Origin of the sequence: Catalinimonas alkaloidigena (genome assembly GCF_029504655.1) — a bacterium.
Taxonomy (GTDB): Bacteria; Bacteroidota; Bacteroidia; order Cytophagales; family Cyclobacteriaceae; genus Catalinimonas; species Catalinimonas alkaloidigena.
In genome coordinates this window covers 5,139,536-5,153,392 of sequence record NZ_JAQFIL010000001.1, presented here as the reverse complement: position 1 = coordinate 5,153,392, position 13,857 = coordinate 5,139,536, and the positions used below count along the sequence as shown (strand labels likewise).

The following is a 13,857-nucleotide window of genomic DNA, read 5'->3' as shown; positions in this document are numbered from 1 at the left end:
CAATCATGGCTTTCTTTTTTTATATCTCCTCCATATCCATTGATCGCTTTCCCTCAATAAGACGAGTTGGAAAATCTTGTATACAGTCAAATAAATTTAAACTATTTAATTTTTACTATAACTTTTTTAATAGTAATTTTCCAAGTTGATAATAAGTTATGATAGATCGTTTTACAGCTTACCGTCAGCTTGATTTTATGGACTGTGGCCCGACTTGTCTGCGCATGGTCGCCCGACATTATGGGAAGCATTATTCATTGGAAGAATTACGGGAGAAAACATTTACTTCTAATCAGGGAACCTCTCTACTAAACCTTTCACAAGCAGCTGAGCAGCTTGGTTTTCGTACCGAAGCGGTAGTGACCGACATGGAAACCCTGAGTAAAGATGTAGTATTTCCCTGCATTGCGCATTGGAAAGATCAGCACTACATCGTGATTTACCGGATTACCTCCAAACATGTTTATGTCGCTGATCCGGCAGCCGGTAAACTGCGTTATCGCAAGAAAGAATTCCTGCAAGGTTGGCAATCAGTAGAGGAAAAGTCCGGAATCTTATTGCTACTGGAACCTACCCCTAACTTTCAACAACAACTGACACACGGGGTAAACACTCGTACAGGTTGGCATTTCTTAGCACCTTTCTTTCGCCCATACAAGCGTTATTTATACCAATTACTTCTGAGTGTGCTGGTGATCAGTATCCTTCAGTTTATTTTTCCTTTCCTTGCCCAATCATTGGTAGACGAGGGGATTCGTCATCAAAATTTACAATTTGTTTATATCATCCTGATTGCTCAATTGGTTTTGTTTGTATCACAAACTGTAGGGGAGGTTGTCCGTAGTTATCTGCTACTATATGTGGGCAACCGGGTGAGTATATCGCTGCTTTCCAGCTTCTTGCAAAAGTTGATGCAGTTACCGCATCCTTTTTTTGAGAAAAAGAATTTGGGTGATTTGTTTCAACGCATTATAGATAATGAACGCATTGAAAACTTTCTTACAGCACAGTCCCTCACGGTGCTGTTCTCCCTACTTACGGTTGGCATTTTTAGTATTATCCTAGCTTTCTACAGTATTTTCATTTTTTTGGTGTTTTTGTTTGGGGCATCGCTCTACATAGGCTGGATTCTGCTACTATCCAAACGGCGGGCTATGCTCGAGTACCAGCGTTTTGATGTATCAGCAGAACACCAAAGCCAGCTACAGGATTTACTATATGGTATGCCGGAAATCAGGCTTAATGGCTCCCAGCAAAGGCGGCGCTGGCGTTGGGAAGCGGTGCGTATCAAACAGCATCAGGTTACTGTCCAAACCCTTTCGGTAGACCAACTTCAAACCCGTGGCGGGGCCTTCATCCACGAACTCAAAAACATTGGCATTTCTTTCCTTTCGGCTTTTCTTGTAATTAAAGGAGAGATGACTTTAGGGATGTTAATAGCAGTACAATACATACTGGGACAGCTCAATGCCCCTTTGTTGGGATTGATTGGATTTATGCAGTCTGCGCAAGATGCCAAACTTAGTCTGGCCAGGTTGAACGAAGTATTTCAAAAACCCAGTGAGCATACAGGACCTGATATCTTGCTGAATACTGAAGACAATCATACAATTCACCTGGATAAAGTCACTTTCCGCTATGAAGGCCCTGACTCAGCTGCCGTGCTACAAAATATAAGCTGTTCTATTCCTCAAGGGCAAGTGACGGCTATAGTAGGCACAAGTGGCAGCGGAAAAACTACCTTATTGAAGCTGTTGCTCAAATTCTATGAGCCAACGGAAGGTAACATTTATGCAGGCAATAACTCATTGGATAAACTGCCTGCAACTACTTGGCTCTCCCAGTGCGGGGTGGTTATGCAGGATGGATATATCTTTGACGATACGATTCTTGCTAACATCACGGAATCGGACAGTAGAAATCCTTTGGATAAGTCTAGACTAGCCCATGCAGTGCATATTGCCCATCTGGAATCTTTTATCCAATCATTACCCAACGGTTACCATACACATATTGGTCAAAACGGGATGGGGCTTTCAGGTGGACAGCGCCAACGTATACTGATAGCAAGGGCAATCTATAAAGATCCCAAATACTTGTTTTTTGATGAGGCCACCAGTGCCCTGGATGCCGAAACCGAAAGCTTTATTGTCAATAACCTGGAAAACTTCTTCCAGGACAGAACAGTTGTTATTGTAGCCCATCGCCTCAGCACAGTCAAACATGCTGACAAGATTTTGGTACTGGAAGAGGGAAGAGTCGTAGAACAAGGCACTCATTCAGAACTTGCCCGTCTCCAGGGGTACTATTACAACTTAGTCAAAAACCAATTAGAGCTAGGCGCATGACGGTCTTTCCTGAACCTGTTACTGAGCTTAGTGAGCCTTCTGAATATTTGCAAGAAGTGCTTGCCACTCCACCACGCTGGATATTCCGATGGGGGCAGGTAGGTGTATTTGTGCTGGTGATAGTTCTGCTGATATTGGCATGGTTCATTCGTTATCCTGATCGCATTTCCGGGAAACTTGTCATTACCACTGCCAATCCCCCCATCGGGATCATTGCCCAAACAGATGGGTATATTATGGACTTACTCGTGACAGACCATGACACTGTTGAGGCAGGAGAAATTCTGGCTATTATTCAAAACCCGGCCCGTTATGAAGATGTAGTTCGAATAGAGAAGACTTTGCGACAACTCAATCCCCGCAATCTTATTTGGACTTTAGCTGATTCATTGGTATTTCCTACATATCAACTTGGTAATATGCAGCAGTATTACAGCCAATTGCAGTCTGCCTGGTCAGCCTATGAGCAATATCAAAAACTTAACCCTCACTACCAGGAAAGTTTATCTTTGGAACGCCAGTTAGTTCAGTATCAACAACTAATTGTTCAAAAGCAGACGGAACATAAGTTACTCAATCGTAAATCCGATTTGGTTGAGAAGGACTTTCTTCGTAACAAACAGCTTTATGCAACTCAGTCCATTGCCGAAAAAGCTTTAGAGATAAGTGAACGGGAATGGATAGATGCAAAATACGCTGCCCAAGAAATTGCCAGTGAGCTTACTCAAATTCAATTGAATATGAGTCAATTGATACAAAAGCAGCAGCAATTAGCGCTTAAGCAGGATCAGACCCAAGTACAGTTACATAGCACATTACATAGCGCTTTAGACAACCAGATTGCAGCTCTTTCTCAATGGGAAGAACTATATGTATTGAAAGCTCCACTATCGGGTCAGGTGTCACTTTTTGATGTTGAAAACGCAAATCAATATGTGCATATCCAGGATACGGTGATGCGAATAGTGCCTGATAATAATCAGCCAGTGTTGGGTCGTTTGTTGGTTCCTATACAGAATTTTGGTAAGGTAAAGGTCGGGCAAAAAGTACAGGTCTATCTGGACAATTATCCTTTTGAAGAATATGGAACACTCCCTGCTACAGTAGAAGATATTTCTGATTTGCCCCAGCATGGATACTATCGTGTCATTATTAGCTTTCCTGAAGGGCTGAAAACACATTATGGAAATCAGATTCCCGCCCAGCATCATTTACAGGGCAGGGCTGAAATTATTACTGAAGAACGTAGGTTGCTAGAGCGTCTATTTGATATGCTGAAAGCCAAAGCTCTTATTGAAAGTGCGCTCTAATCAGCCTATGATCTTTGGACTGAAGAAAATGACCTTTAACTGGTCATTTTCTTTTCATATGTACTTTCAGTCAGTTTTCCTTTCAACATTTTCATATCCTCACTAAGCTTCTGTTCTACTACTTTGGCATAGAGCTGGGTAGTTCTCAGGTTGGTATGGCCTAGCATTTTACTTACACTTTCTATAGGCACTCCATTGGAAAGGGTAATTGTAGTGGCAAAGGTATGTCGTGCAAGGTGAAATGTGAGATTCTTACTAATTTTACATAATATAGCTATCTCCTTCAGATAAGCATTTGTCTTCTGATTAGTATAAACTGGAAGCACTTTCCCATGGGTCTTGCTAAGTGGATGATCCTGATATTTTTTTATTATAGCTTTTGCTTGCGGTAGTATTGGTACTTTGAACCACTCTTTTGACTTACGGCGTTGTCCTTGAATCCAATGATTACCATCTAAACCTACAACAATATTATTGGATGTTAGATCAAAAACTTCAGCGTAAGATAGCCCTGTATAGCAGCTGAAAATAAAAATATCTCGAGTTTGATCTAACCTATCAATAGGAAAGACTTTTTCTGCAATTCGTTTTAATTCCTCTTTGGTTAAGTAACCTCTGTCTTTCTTCTCTAATTTGAGTTTGAATTTCTGGAAGGGGTCTTTTACTAACCATTCTTCTTTGATAGCAAGGTTAATCATCTTTTTTAGCCTCTGAATATGTTTCATTGCTCCATTTTGACCGCAGGGCTTTTGATGACCATCTGGAGTGCGATGCTTAAGATACTTCTCGAAATCCTTGACAAACTTATAGTTTAATTCTTCTAGGAAAATATTTGAGGTCTTAAGTTTTTTATGTAGAAATTCACATACATATTTCTGTGTTGTGAAATAATTCTTCTGAGTACCCCAGGCTAATTCATCTTTCATTTCTTCATTGTGGTATTCCATAAGCTCACTTAGAGTTTTTCCACGATCATCTTTTCCTAAATAGCGATGCTTAATAGCTTCTGCTGTAACTAACTTTTTCTCTTTTTCTAACTGATGATGACATTCGTAAAGATGATTCTTGACTTGATCGAGATACATATTTAAAGCTTTAATTTCTTGTCTCGATCCCCTTGCAACCCCACGAGCTTCATCCCATTTATCTGCATCAATCCTGCGTTTGACGGATAAATCAAGTCGTTTACCATTTGCGGTAATCCTTAAATAAATAGGAACTTTTCCATTTGAGATACGATGTTTCTTCACAAAGAAGAGAATGCTAAAAGTGTTGGATGCTCTCATGACAGTTTCTTTTAAATGGTTTTACATTGATTTGATGTGTCCATTTAAAATTGGACACAGATAGTAGTTCAAATGAGCACAAATTGAGACAATTTTTATAATCACAGTAAACTGTAAATCAGTTACTTATCTCTATTTCTGTGTCCAAAATGTAGTAATAAAAAATGGACCACGAAATGGACACATTTTTATTGAAACTGTATGTATAAATTGGAGGGTAAAAAAATAAAAAACCCTCCAAATCATACGATTTAAAGGGTTTTAATGAATTATGAACTTTAAAATGTCGGGGCGGCAGGATTCGAACCTGCGACCCCCTGCTCCCAAAGCAGGTACGCTAACCGGACTGCGCTACGCCCCGAATCATTACTTTTCAATTTCGCTGCTGAAAACGAAATCTTATCTTCGGTGCGGAGAGAGGGGGATTCGAACCCCCGGTACGTTTTGACACGTACGACAGTTTAGCAAACTGCTGGTTTAAGCCACTCACCCATCTCTCCGTAGCTTATTAACAAAAACAAGTAATACTCCCCTGTTTTTGGAAGTGCAAATATAGCATAAGATTTTTTACATCACCAAAGTATTAGGCAAGAAATTTCTACCTACATGCCAAGCTATTTCCCCTTTGTTTTTATATTTTCATACCGTCCATTGTAGGAGGAGCTTAATTTTTGCACTTTGCCATGACTTTTTTCGTTATACAGAGTAATTTCGTTTTGGAGGAGCTATAATTTATGGAATGGTATCATCAATTTGGAAAGACTGAATTTGTATTCATAGGACTTTTTATTTTAGGTTATGTCTTATACATCAGTCGTATGATCAGGATCAGCCGTATACTTAATACCGGATTTCCTGCTATCGTAGCAAAAGTGGTATTGCGTACCTTGTATTTTTTACTATTTATGGTGGCTTTGCTCGGCCCGCTTATGGGAAATGCTACAAAAGAAGTGCAGGCAGTGGGAAAAGATATTTTTGTTGCAGTAGATCTTTCTCAGTCTATGAACGCAACGGATGTGCAACCCAGCCGTCTTGAAAAGGTAAAATATGAACTACGAGATTTAGTAAAAGCTTTTAGTTCTGACCGTATTGGCTTAATTATATTTTCTTCTGAAGCTTTTGTACAGTGTCCACTCACTTATGATCAAAGTGCATTAAACCTTTTTATAGAAACGCTTAATACGGGATTAGTACCCAATACCGGTACAGATTTTGGTCCACCTTTACGTATGGCATTGTCTAAGTTAGATAGTGACGAAAGTATTCCCTCTCAACAAAAATCCAAAGTGATCATTCTTATTAGTGATGGTGAGGATTTTGGAGATGAAACGTCCGATGTTTCTCAGGAAATCAAGAACGCTGGAATTAAATTATTTACATTGGGAGTAGGAACACAAGACGGAAGCCAAATTCTGGTCAGAGGGGTTCCCAAAACAGATAGCGATGGTAATGTAGTTGTTACGAAATTAGAAAGTTCTTCACTTAAACAACTGGCTGATGAAACTGGTGGTCAATATTTTGAAGTGAATGACAGAAGAGATGATTCTTCCCGGCTCATCAATGCTATCAGTCAGATTGAAGGGGAGTTGAGAGATTCTCGTCAGGTAGATACATCATCTAATAAGTATCTTTATTTTTTAGTAGTAGGGGCAGTCCTCTTTGCGGTTGACCACTTGTTTAAATTTAAAACAGTAAAAATATGAAGTTACTCATAGGGATCGTAGTAGCAGCTTTTACAGTACTTGGCGTAATAGATAACATAGCTACTATTAACAGGTTGAAAAAGGAGGCGGCACAGGCTTATCAAAATGGCAACTACGAAACAGCAATAGCTCACTACCAGACCTTAGTAGATTCACTGAATGTAGAAGACCCAAATGTCCGGCTTAATCTTGCACATTCTCTGATTCAGGCAGGTGATACCATTTCTGCACAAAGAAACTACAATCGGCTGGTAAGTGTAGAGGACAGTAATGTCAAGTCTGTAGCCTATCAGCAGATGGGTGTCATTGCCAGCGATCAGAAAAAATATGAAGAAGCACTTGGAATTTTTAAAGAATCTTTGAAAGCTGATCCTGCCAACGAAGAGGCTCGCTACAATTATGAGTTAGTAAAAGAACTATTAAAAAAGCAGCAGGAAGAGCAACAGCAAAACCAGCAGAATCAGGATCAGCAGCAGGACCAACAGGAACAGCAAGATCAACAAAACCAACAGGACCAGCAGCAAAACCAAGACCAGCAACAACAGCAGCAGCAGGGAGAAGAGGGTGAACAGTCTGAAGATAACCAAGAAGGACAAAAGCAAGAGCAGGAGCAAAAGCAACAGGGTGAGAGTGAAGAAAGCCCTCAGGATCCTAATGAGCAAAATGCACAGCAAGGAGAACAGCAGCAGGAAGGAGAAAAGTCTGATGAAGAACAATCCACTTCTCCTATGAGTGAGAGGTTGGAAGAGATGAATATCAGCGAAGAAAAAGCACGCATGATCCTGGAAGCAATGCGAAATAACGAAATGCAGTATATTCAGCAGAATCGTCGTCGCCCTGAGAAACCTCGGGATAGAACAAAGCCCGACTGGTAATCTAAGCCGTATGAAGTAGTAATGATTTTTTTATCTTAAATCAACCAAAAAATGGAAGAGGTATATATTGTGTCCGCTGTTAGAACTCCTATTGGTTCTTTTGGAGGTAGCCTTGCTTCACTAAGTGCTATTGATTTGGGAGCCGCAGCAATCAAAGGAGCATTACAAAAAGCCAATGTAGCACAGGAGCAGGTGCAGGAAGTTTTGATGGGGAATGTCGTTTCAGCGAACTTAGGGCAGGCCCCAGCGAGGCAGGCAGCTATCGCTTCAGGCATTCCTTATGAAGTACCCTGTACCACCATCAATAAAGTTTGCTCATCAGGAATGAAATCTGTGATGTTTGCTTCCCAGTCTATTATGCTGGGTCAGCAAGATATTATCGTAGCAGGAGGAATGGAGAGTATGTCTAATATTCCTTACTACTTACCAAAAGCACGCTTTGGCTATAAATATGGGGGAGGTGAATTGATTGATGGCTTGGAAAAAGATGGCTTATATGAAGTCTACAATAAGTTTGCTATGGGCAATTGTGCTGACAATACAGCCAAAGAGATGAACATCAGTCGTGAGGAGCAGGATGAGTATGCGATTAATTCTTATAAAAGAGCAGCAGTAGCTACAGAATCAGGATTTTTTCGTCACGAAATAGTGCCGGTAAAAGTAGCTCAAAGAAAAGGTGATCCACTCACGATAGAAGAGGACGAAGAATTTAAGAAAGTAAATTTTGACAAGATACCTTCACTTCGCCCTGTTTTCTCCAGTGAAGGCACAGTCACTGCTGCCAATGCTTCCACAATTAATGATGGCGCTTCTGCATTGGTACTTGTTAGCAAAAAGAAGGCAGAAGAGTTAGGACTTAATCCTATCGCCAAAATCCGGGGCTTTGCAGACGCTGCCCAGGACCCGCTTTGGTTTACTACCGCTCCTTCATTAGCCATACCCAAAGCTATGAAACTGGCTGGTGTAGGCCACTCTGATGTAGATTTTTATGAAATTAATGAGGCTTTCTCAGCAGTAGCCATTGCCAATAACCGACAATTGAATCTGAATCCTGAAACAGTGAATGTCTTTGGAGGAGCTGTAGCCTTAGGTCATCCACTGGGCTGTTCAGGTGCACGTATCATAACCACCCTGTGCAATGTTTTGCACCAGAAAAAGAGAGAGATTGGAGTCGCTGGTATCTGCAATGGAGGAGGTGGTGCTTCAGCACTGGTTATTGAAATGATATAAATCTGTGAAATAGTACAATGTAAGAGTGTGGAGCAGGTTGGGTGCTTACTTTTACTATTGTTCCTTAGATTCGTTGCTTAATCTAAAATGGCAAAAAATCCATGGACTTAGTACTATTCATGCAAAATTTAGCGGAGGAGCTTCAAGGGCGTTTCTCAGAGTATGATGAATTAACCTCCGTCATTACCGTTCCTCTGGGTGACGGTCGATTTCAGTCTGTTCAGGGTCATGTTCACACGCTGGACGATCAGGATACAAAAACTATTACCTTTACTTCCAAGGTGTGTCCTTACTACCACCAAATGGATTTGGTAGATTTTATGTTTGAAAACAAGAAGATGGTCTTCTCAAAATTTACCGTAAATCAAAATTTCATTAAAATTGAAGCTTCGGTCTTTCTGGAGTTTGTCAACGAACAAAATAAGGACTTTTTAAAGAATATGATCCGAGAGGTAGCTGAAATGGCTGATAAATGGGAGTATAAGCTTACCGGGTTAGACGTTTTCTAAAAAAAGTCGTACAATTGTTACACGAACTTATAGCAAGCCATCTTGCCGCATGTAGCGTAGCAATACTTTGCATGAGGAAAGTCCGGGCAGCATAGAGCACCGTACTTCCTAACAGGAAGGAGGCTGACTGGTGACGGTCAGTTTACAGAAAGTGCAGCAGAAAATATACCGCCCCGATGAAGGTCGGGGTAAGGGTGAAATGGTGAGGTAAGAGCTCACCGCTCTGCTGGTGACAGTGGAGGCATGGTAAACCTTACGGGCTGAAAGGTCAAATAAGTGCTGTGAGACCGGCTATGCCGGAATGTATGGCTGCTCGCCCTATTCTTTTTTAAAGACACAGTACGGGTAGACCGATGGAGGCGGCTGGTGACAGACGTCCTAGATAAATGGCAAGAACCAGTAACTGCCCAGCAATTACTGGTACAGGACCCGGCTTATCGGCTTGCTTTTTTTTACATAAACCTAGTATGGCAAAAATTCTGATCATCGACGATGAAAAAGCGATCCGGGGTTCTCTGAAAGAGATCCTTGAATACGAGAAATATAAAGTAGATGAAGCCGAAGATGGCGAAGAAGGGTTGAAAATGCTGCACAAGGAGCAGTACGATATCGTACTTTTGGATATCAAAATGCCTAATATGGATGGCATTGAAGTACTTCAGAAAGCGATAGATGCTGGTAATGCTGCTCAATTTATTATGATCTCGGCACACGGAAGCATTGAAACTGCAGTTGAAGCTACAAAAATTGGCGCCTACGATTTTATTGAGAAACCACCGGATCTAAACAGGTTACTGGTGACCATAAAAAATGCGCTAGATAAATCTGATCTGGTGGCTGAGACCAAAGTTTTGAGAAAGAAAATCTCTGGTGTAGTAGATATTGTAGGGGAGTCAGGTCCAATTGAAGAGGTGAAAAACACCATTGAACGCGTAGCTCCTACAGAAGCTAGAGTACTTATCACAGGGCCTAACGGTACAGGTAAAGAACTGGTAGCTAAGTGGTTGCATGCTATGAGTAATCGTGCCTCCGGACCATTGGTAGAAGTAAACTGTGCTGCTATTCCTTCAGAACTTATTGAGAGCGAGTTGTTTGGCCATGAAAAAGGTTCATTTACCTCAGCGATAAAACAGAAAAAAGGGCGTTTTGAACAGGCTACTGGAGGAACTCTTTTCCTGGATGAAATCGGTGACATGAGCCTTTCTGCTCAAGCTAAAGTATTAAGAGCTCTGCAGGAACATAAGATTACCAGAGTAGGAGGTGATAAAGCTATTAATGTAGATGTAAGGGTAGTGGCTGCAACCAATAAAGACCTGAAAAAGGAAATTGAAGAAGGAAACTTCAGGGAAGACTTATACCATCGTCTTAGTGTAATTTTAATTCATGTGCCACCTTTGAAAGAGCGAAAAGATGATATCCCTCTGCTGGTGGATAAGTTTCTGAATGATATTGCCGAAGAATATGGAGCACCAAAGAAAGAGATCACTGAAGATGCCTTTGAACAGCTAAAAGGGTTTGAATGGACCGGAAATATCCGGGAACTTCGTAATGTAGTTGAGCGCCTTGTCATCATGTGTGATACAGAGATCACCGGTCAAGACGTATCTAAATATGCTTAGACAACGAAAGAGCAGAAACCTCTGCTCTTTTGTACTTTTCTTACATGCCTTCTTGTATTTCAACTTTTTCTTTTGGAGCCTGCGCATCATCAATAGCATATGCAGGACAGAGTACTCGTGGAGCACAGGCAGACATAGAAGCTAAAATCATTGCAATAAATAATATTCTGAATCTCATATCAAAGCTTTTTTTATTTAAATATTTAATGTAAAAATACAATAAATATTACATATGTCAAATTTGAAATGAGAAAAGTTTAATTTTTGTAAGCCTGTTATAAAGAAATCATAAGGTTGCATCCTCTGACATCAGAATGGTCAAAGCGTCCCAATACTTCAAAAGTGTCATTCTTAGTATTGTACTTACCCAAGTCCTGAGTTTCTATGAATGCACATGAGCTTATATTAGCCAGATCAATCACATTAATTCCACCATACCGCAGGTGCTGATCTATTGAGAAAGGGTCATTGATATCACGTATCAGGATACGCATCCAGGGAGGGGATCGGAACACTCCATCCTGTTTTGCATAAGCTTGGGAAAGCAATTCAGTCATTCCGTATTCAGCATGTATATAATCAACCTGAAGGTTTTCTTTTAATATCTGATGAAGTTCCTCACGGATCAACTCTTTTCTTCTTCCTTTCATTCCTCCAGTTTCCATCACTATTATACCTTCAAGATTAGGTCTATGTTTCTCTGCGAGCTCTAAGAGGGCAAAAGTGACACCTAACAAAAGCACTTTACAGCCACTTTGCTTTGCCTTGCGCATATTTTCTAATAAATCGTCGTAATTATGAAGGTAAAAGCCTGATAAGTTAGATTGGCTTTGTTCGATAAAATAATCAGCCATAGCTACCAGAGAAGCATGTTGTCGTTCTAGATAGGAGGGTAAAAGTGCAAATATATGAAACTGGCTAAGCTCGCCATATTGCTCCTCAAATATCTTCTTACACACTTGCAGATAAAAGTCTGCATCATTCAGATAGTGCCTGCTTTTTTGCTGACCAGTTGTGCCACTGCTTTCAAAATAGGTATAAGCGCTTGCATCTTTGACATTTTCCTGCGTGATTACTTTGTGATGCTTAAAGAAAGCTATGGGTAAAAAGGGAATTTCAGTTGTTCTCTGTATATCTTCAGCTTTTACATCCAAGTGTGAAAGGTACTGTCGGTAAACAACATTGTGCTTTGCTTGCCAGTAGAAAAGCGATAAGGCATGCTCTTCAAAATTTTGAGCATCCAAGCTGAAAAGTTTATCTTTAAAAAATTGTGCATTTTGCATGATGTAAATATATCAAAATGATAGTAAGTGCGTTATAAAGATGATATTACTTGACTAGTCATATGAAGTATTATTCTTTCTTATTGTTAGGCTTTGTTTTTCTAATGGGGCTAAGTAGCTGTTATGAGGAGCCTGATTTTGCTTTGGAGCCTCATCTGGTAGGCTTTGACGGTGATAATGGGATTAGGTTTGTAGATGTCCCTAATACCGTAGCTGACTCACTTATTATTCGGGTGCAATTTCAGGACGGTAATGGTGACTTAGGATTAGTTAGTGACGAACCAAGCCCTATTTTGCGAGAGCCATTTTTTATCCCCCTGGATGATAATGGAGACTACTTTTATTACAGCCCTGAAGTAGGAGAATATGACTGTACTACTTATGCTTTTGTCAATGTGTATGGCAGGGATACTATCAGGGATACAGTGCTGGTGGAGCGTAATCCATATTATTCTAATTTTGATATAGGCATTTATGTGAAAGAGGATGGTACTTTTCAGGAATATGATCTGCTGAAAGAACTTTGCAGGTCTCGCCTGGGTGGACGCTTCCCTCCATTAAAAGATGATTTTAATAATACCAAGCCTCTGGAAGGTGTAATTCAGTACGGAATAGCATCCGCAGGTCTACAGAGCCTTTTCCGAAATGACACACTTAAATTGACGGTACAGATAAAGGATAGATCCCTAAATGTGAGTAATGTGATTGAAAGCAGGCCTTTTGTACTGGTAAGTGAAGGAAGTATTTATGTGGATGAATAAAAGTTAGCCGATTTCAATTTTAATCGGATAGAACTATAGATGAGCTTTAACGGCTGAGCTGAGTAAAATACTCGGCTTTTTTTGTTTATTATCCTCGTAATTCACGCTGAACCAGGGTGTTTCTTTCCTCTCTAATATTTCCATGGTATTCAGCAGGCTGGTATCAGGGCTCATATTTACTCCTGTAGCTTCAGCGAGTAATTCTTTAGGAGTATGGGTTATATGATATCGCTGAGTATTATGATCTGTAGTTCAGGTCTGAAGCGAAGCTTTGGGTATCGGAAAACTTATATGCAGCTTAAAAAAACGAGCTCATCGGGAGTCCCCTTTTGTTGAATTTTCCCTGGTCCGTCCGATAAATGATGTCTCCCTGGCTTACTGCTTCAAAAACATTATGTGTTACCATTGACATTTCTTTTAGTGTTTTTGCCATGAGAAATTCTTTTCGTATTTGCTGCTTACGAGTTGGGTTGGGGACTGCAAAAGTTTCGTCAAGTAAAATAAGCTGAGAGTTGATTGACAAAGTACTGACGAGCACCACCCTTTGTGGCTGGGTCTACTTATTTTTAAGAAAACCTTCTCAATAAGTCAGATGATTGACATACAATGTAAATCCAATCAGTCAGTTGATCATTTTCACATTAGTATTTTTATCTCAGCGACAAGTACCCAATAGAACTATGGTTTGACCTTCATCAAACTGAAGGGAGACATGGTCAACGGTAGGCTTACCATCAAAGAATTTGCTCCGTTCTCTCACCTCTATTATGTACCTGTTCATTTACTGGGTTAAAAGCATTTAACCCATTTGTCAACCTAGCTTATGTGGTATTCAACCCTTTGATTTAAAAGAAGTACAAATTCCACCCAATTTATCACGCAAGTATAGAAACCCATTAGTAGTGTTATTTTTATCATTTATTAGTGGTGATA

At 40.3% G+C, this 13,857-nt stretch carries 12 protein-coding genes, 2 tRNA genes and 1 other RNA gene; 9 read left to right on the top strand and 6 right to left on the bottom strand.

Annotated features, from left to right (window positions below):
- The first annotated feature begins 158 nt into the window (after window positions 1-158).
- The gene (locus tag OKW21_RS20945) at window positions 159-2,348 is read left to right on the top strand and encodes a peptidase domain-containing ABC transporter (RefSeq protein ID WP_277483001.1); all 2,190 of its coding nucleotides are present in this window, start codon (window positions 159-161) and stop codon (window positions 2,346-2,348) included.
- Entirely contained in the window at window positions 2,345-3,658 is a 1,314-nt protein-coding gene (locus OKW21_RS20940) for an HlyD family secretion protein (RefSeq protein WP_277482997.1), read from the top strand. Before OKW21_RS20945 ends, OKW21_RS20940 begins: the two co-directional genes overlap by 4 nt.
- 35 nt (window positions 3,659-3,693) lie before the next feature.
- Here the strand turns inward: OKW21_RS20940 and OKW21_RS20935 are convergent, their stop codons facing one another.
- The 3 genes from OKW21_RS20935 to OKW21_RS20925 form a co-directional block, all read right to left on the bottom strand.
- Window positions 3,694-4,944: a site-specific integrase gene (locus OKW21_RS20935; protein WP_277482992.1), complete on the bottom strand. Its 1,251-nt coding sequence runs from the start codon at window positions 4,942-4,944 to the stop codon at window positions 3,694-3,696.
- A 286-nt stretch (window positions 4,945-5,230) separates the two neighbouring features.
- A tRNA-Pro gene (locus OKW21_RS20930) sits at window positions 5,231-5,305 on the bottom strand.
- 50 nt (window positions 5,306-5,355) lie between these two features.
- Window positions 5,356-5,444, bottom strand: a tRNA-Ser gene (locus tag OKW21_RS20925).
- 234 nt (window positions 5,445-5,678) lie between these two features.
- Here OKW21_RS20925 and OKW21_RS20920 point away from each other — a divergent pair.
- The 6 genes from OKW21_RS20920 to OKW21_RS20895 all read left to right on the top strand — a co-directional run bounded on the left by OKW21_RS20920 (window position 5,679) and on the right by OKW21_RS20895 (window position 10,880).
- A complete protein-coding gene (locus OKW21_RS20920; RefSeq protein WP_277482990.1) occupies window positions 5,679-6,647 on the top strand; it encodes a VWA domain-containing protein in 969 nt (322 codons plus the stop codon).
- A complete protein-coding gene (locus OKW21_RS20915; RefSeq protein WP_277482988.1) occupies window positions 6,644-7,522 on the top strand; it encodes a hypothetical protein in 879 nt (292 codons plus the stop codon). The genes OKW21_RS20920 and OKW21_RS20915 overlap by 4 nt, the downstream gene beginning before the upstream one ends.
- 51 nt (window positions 7,523-7,573) lie before the next feature.
- Window positions 7,574-8,752: an acetyl-CoA C-acyltransferase gene (locus tag OKW21_RS20910; protein ID WP_277482984.1), complete on the top strand. Its 1,179-nt coding sequence runs from the start codon at window positions 7,574-7,576 to the stop codon at window positions 8,750-8,752.
- A gap of 101 nt (window positions 8,753-8,853) precedes the next feature.
- Window positions 8,854-9,261 (top strand): hypothetical protein, encoded by a 408-nt coding sequence (locus OKW21_RS20905; protein ID WP_277482981.1) that lies wholly within the window; start codon window positions 8,854-8,856, stop codon window positions 9,259-9,261.
- Window positions 9,262-9,290: 29 nt separating this feature from the next.
- An RNA gene (rnpB, locus tag OKW21_RS20900) (RNase P RNA component class A) lies at window positions 9,291-9,714 on the top strand.
- Window positions 9,715-9,728: 14 nt separating this feature from the next.
- A complete protein-coding gene (locus OKW21_RS20895; RefSeq protein WP_277482978.1) occupies window positions 9,729-10,880 on the top strand; it encodes a sigma-54-dependent transcriptional regulator in 1,152 nt (383 codons plus the stop codon).
- 40 nt (window positions 10,881-10,920) lie between these two features.
- Here OKW21_RS20895 and OKW21_RS20890 read toward each other — a convergent pair whose 3' ends face one another.
- Together OKW21_RS20890 and OKW21_RS20885 are read right to left on the bottom strand one after the other, a co-directional pair.
- Window positions 10,921-11,058 carry a hypothetical protein gene (locus OKW21_RS20890; protein ID WP_277482974.1) on the bottom strand — a complete coding sequence of 46 codons (138 nt, stop codon included), beginning with the start codon at window positions 11,056-11,058 and terminating at the stop codon, window positions 10,921-10,923.
- Window positions 11,059-11,155: 97 nt separating this feature from the next.
- Window positions 11,156-12,124 carry an acyl transferase gene (locus OKW21_RS20885; RefSeq protein WP_338130077.1) on the bottom strand — a complete coding sequence of 323 codons (969 nt, stop codon included), beginning with the start codon at window positions 12,122-12,124 and terminating at the stop codon, window positions 11,156-11,158.
- A gap of 101 nt (window positions 12,125-12,225) precedes the next feature.
- Between OKW21_RS20885 and OKW21_RS20880 the strand changes: the two genes are divergently transcribed.
- Window positions 12,226-12,924, top strand: coding sequence for a hypothetical protein (locus OKW21_RS20880; RefSeq protein WP_277482970.1), 699 nt, complete (start codon window positions 12,226-12,228; stop codon window positions 12,922-12,924).
- 655 nt (window positions 12,925-13,579) lie between these two features.
- On the opposite strand, the gene OKW21_RS20875 is transcribed toward OKW21_RS20880, so the two are convergent.
- A complete protein-coding gene (locus OKW21_RS20875) occupies window positions 13,580-13,705 on the bottom strand; it encodes a hypothetical protein (RefSeq protein ID WP_277482968.1) in 126 nt (41 codons plus the stop codon).
- Window positions 13,706-13,857 lie beyond the last annotated feature (152 nt).

What these genes read in the sequence shown, in the direction of transcription:
- OKW21_RS20890 (WP_277482974.1), bottom strand. Translation starts at nt 11,058, where the DNA reads ATGAGATTCAGAATATTATTTATTGCAATGATTTTAGCTTCTATGTCT.
- OKW21_RS20895 (WP_277482978.1), top strand. Translation starts at nt 9,729, where the DNA reads ATGGCAAAAATTCTGATCATCGACGATGAAAAAGCGATCCGGGGTTCT.
- OKW21_RS20915 (WP_277482988.1), top strand. Translation starts at nt 6,644, where the DNA reads ATGAAGTTACTCATAGGGATCGTAGTAGCAGCTTTTACAGTACTTGGC.
- OKW21_RS20940 (WP_277482997.1), top strand. Translation starts at nt 2,345, where the DNA reads ATGACGGTCTTTCCTGAACCTGTTACTGAGCTTAGTGAGCCTTCTGAA.
- OKW21_RS20935 (WP_277482992.1), bottom strand. Translation starts at nt 4,944, where the DNA reads ATGAGAGCATCCAACACTTTTAGCATTCTCTTCTTTGTGAAGAAACAT.
- OKW21_RS20945 (WP_277483001.1), top strand. Translation starts at nt 159, where the DNA reads ATGATAGATCGTTTTACAGCTTACCGTCAGCTTGATTTTATGGACTGT.
- OKW21_RS20920 (WP_277482990.1), top strand. Translation starts at nt 5,679, where the DNA reads ATGGAATGGTATCATCAATTTGGAAAGACTGAATTTGTATTCATAGGA.
- OKW21_RS20910 (WP_277482984.1), top strand. Translation starts at nt 7,574, where the DNA reads ATGGAAGAGGTATATATTGTGTCCGCTGTTAGAACTCCTATTGGTTCT.
- OKW21_RS20905 (WP_277482981.1), top strand. Translation starts at nt 8,854, where the DNA reads ATGGACTTAGTACTATTCATGCAAAATTTAGCGGAGGAGCTTCAAGGG.
- OKW21_RS20880 (WP_277482970.1), top strand. Translation starts at nt 12,226, where the DNA reads ATGAAGTATTATTCTTTCTTATTGTTAGGCTTTGTTTTTCTAATGGGG.
- OKW21_RS20875 (WP_277482968.1), bottom strand. Translation starts at nt 13,705, where the DNA reads ATGAACAGGTACATAATAGAGGTGAGAGAACGGAGCAAATTCTTTGAT.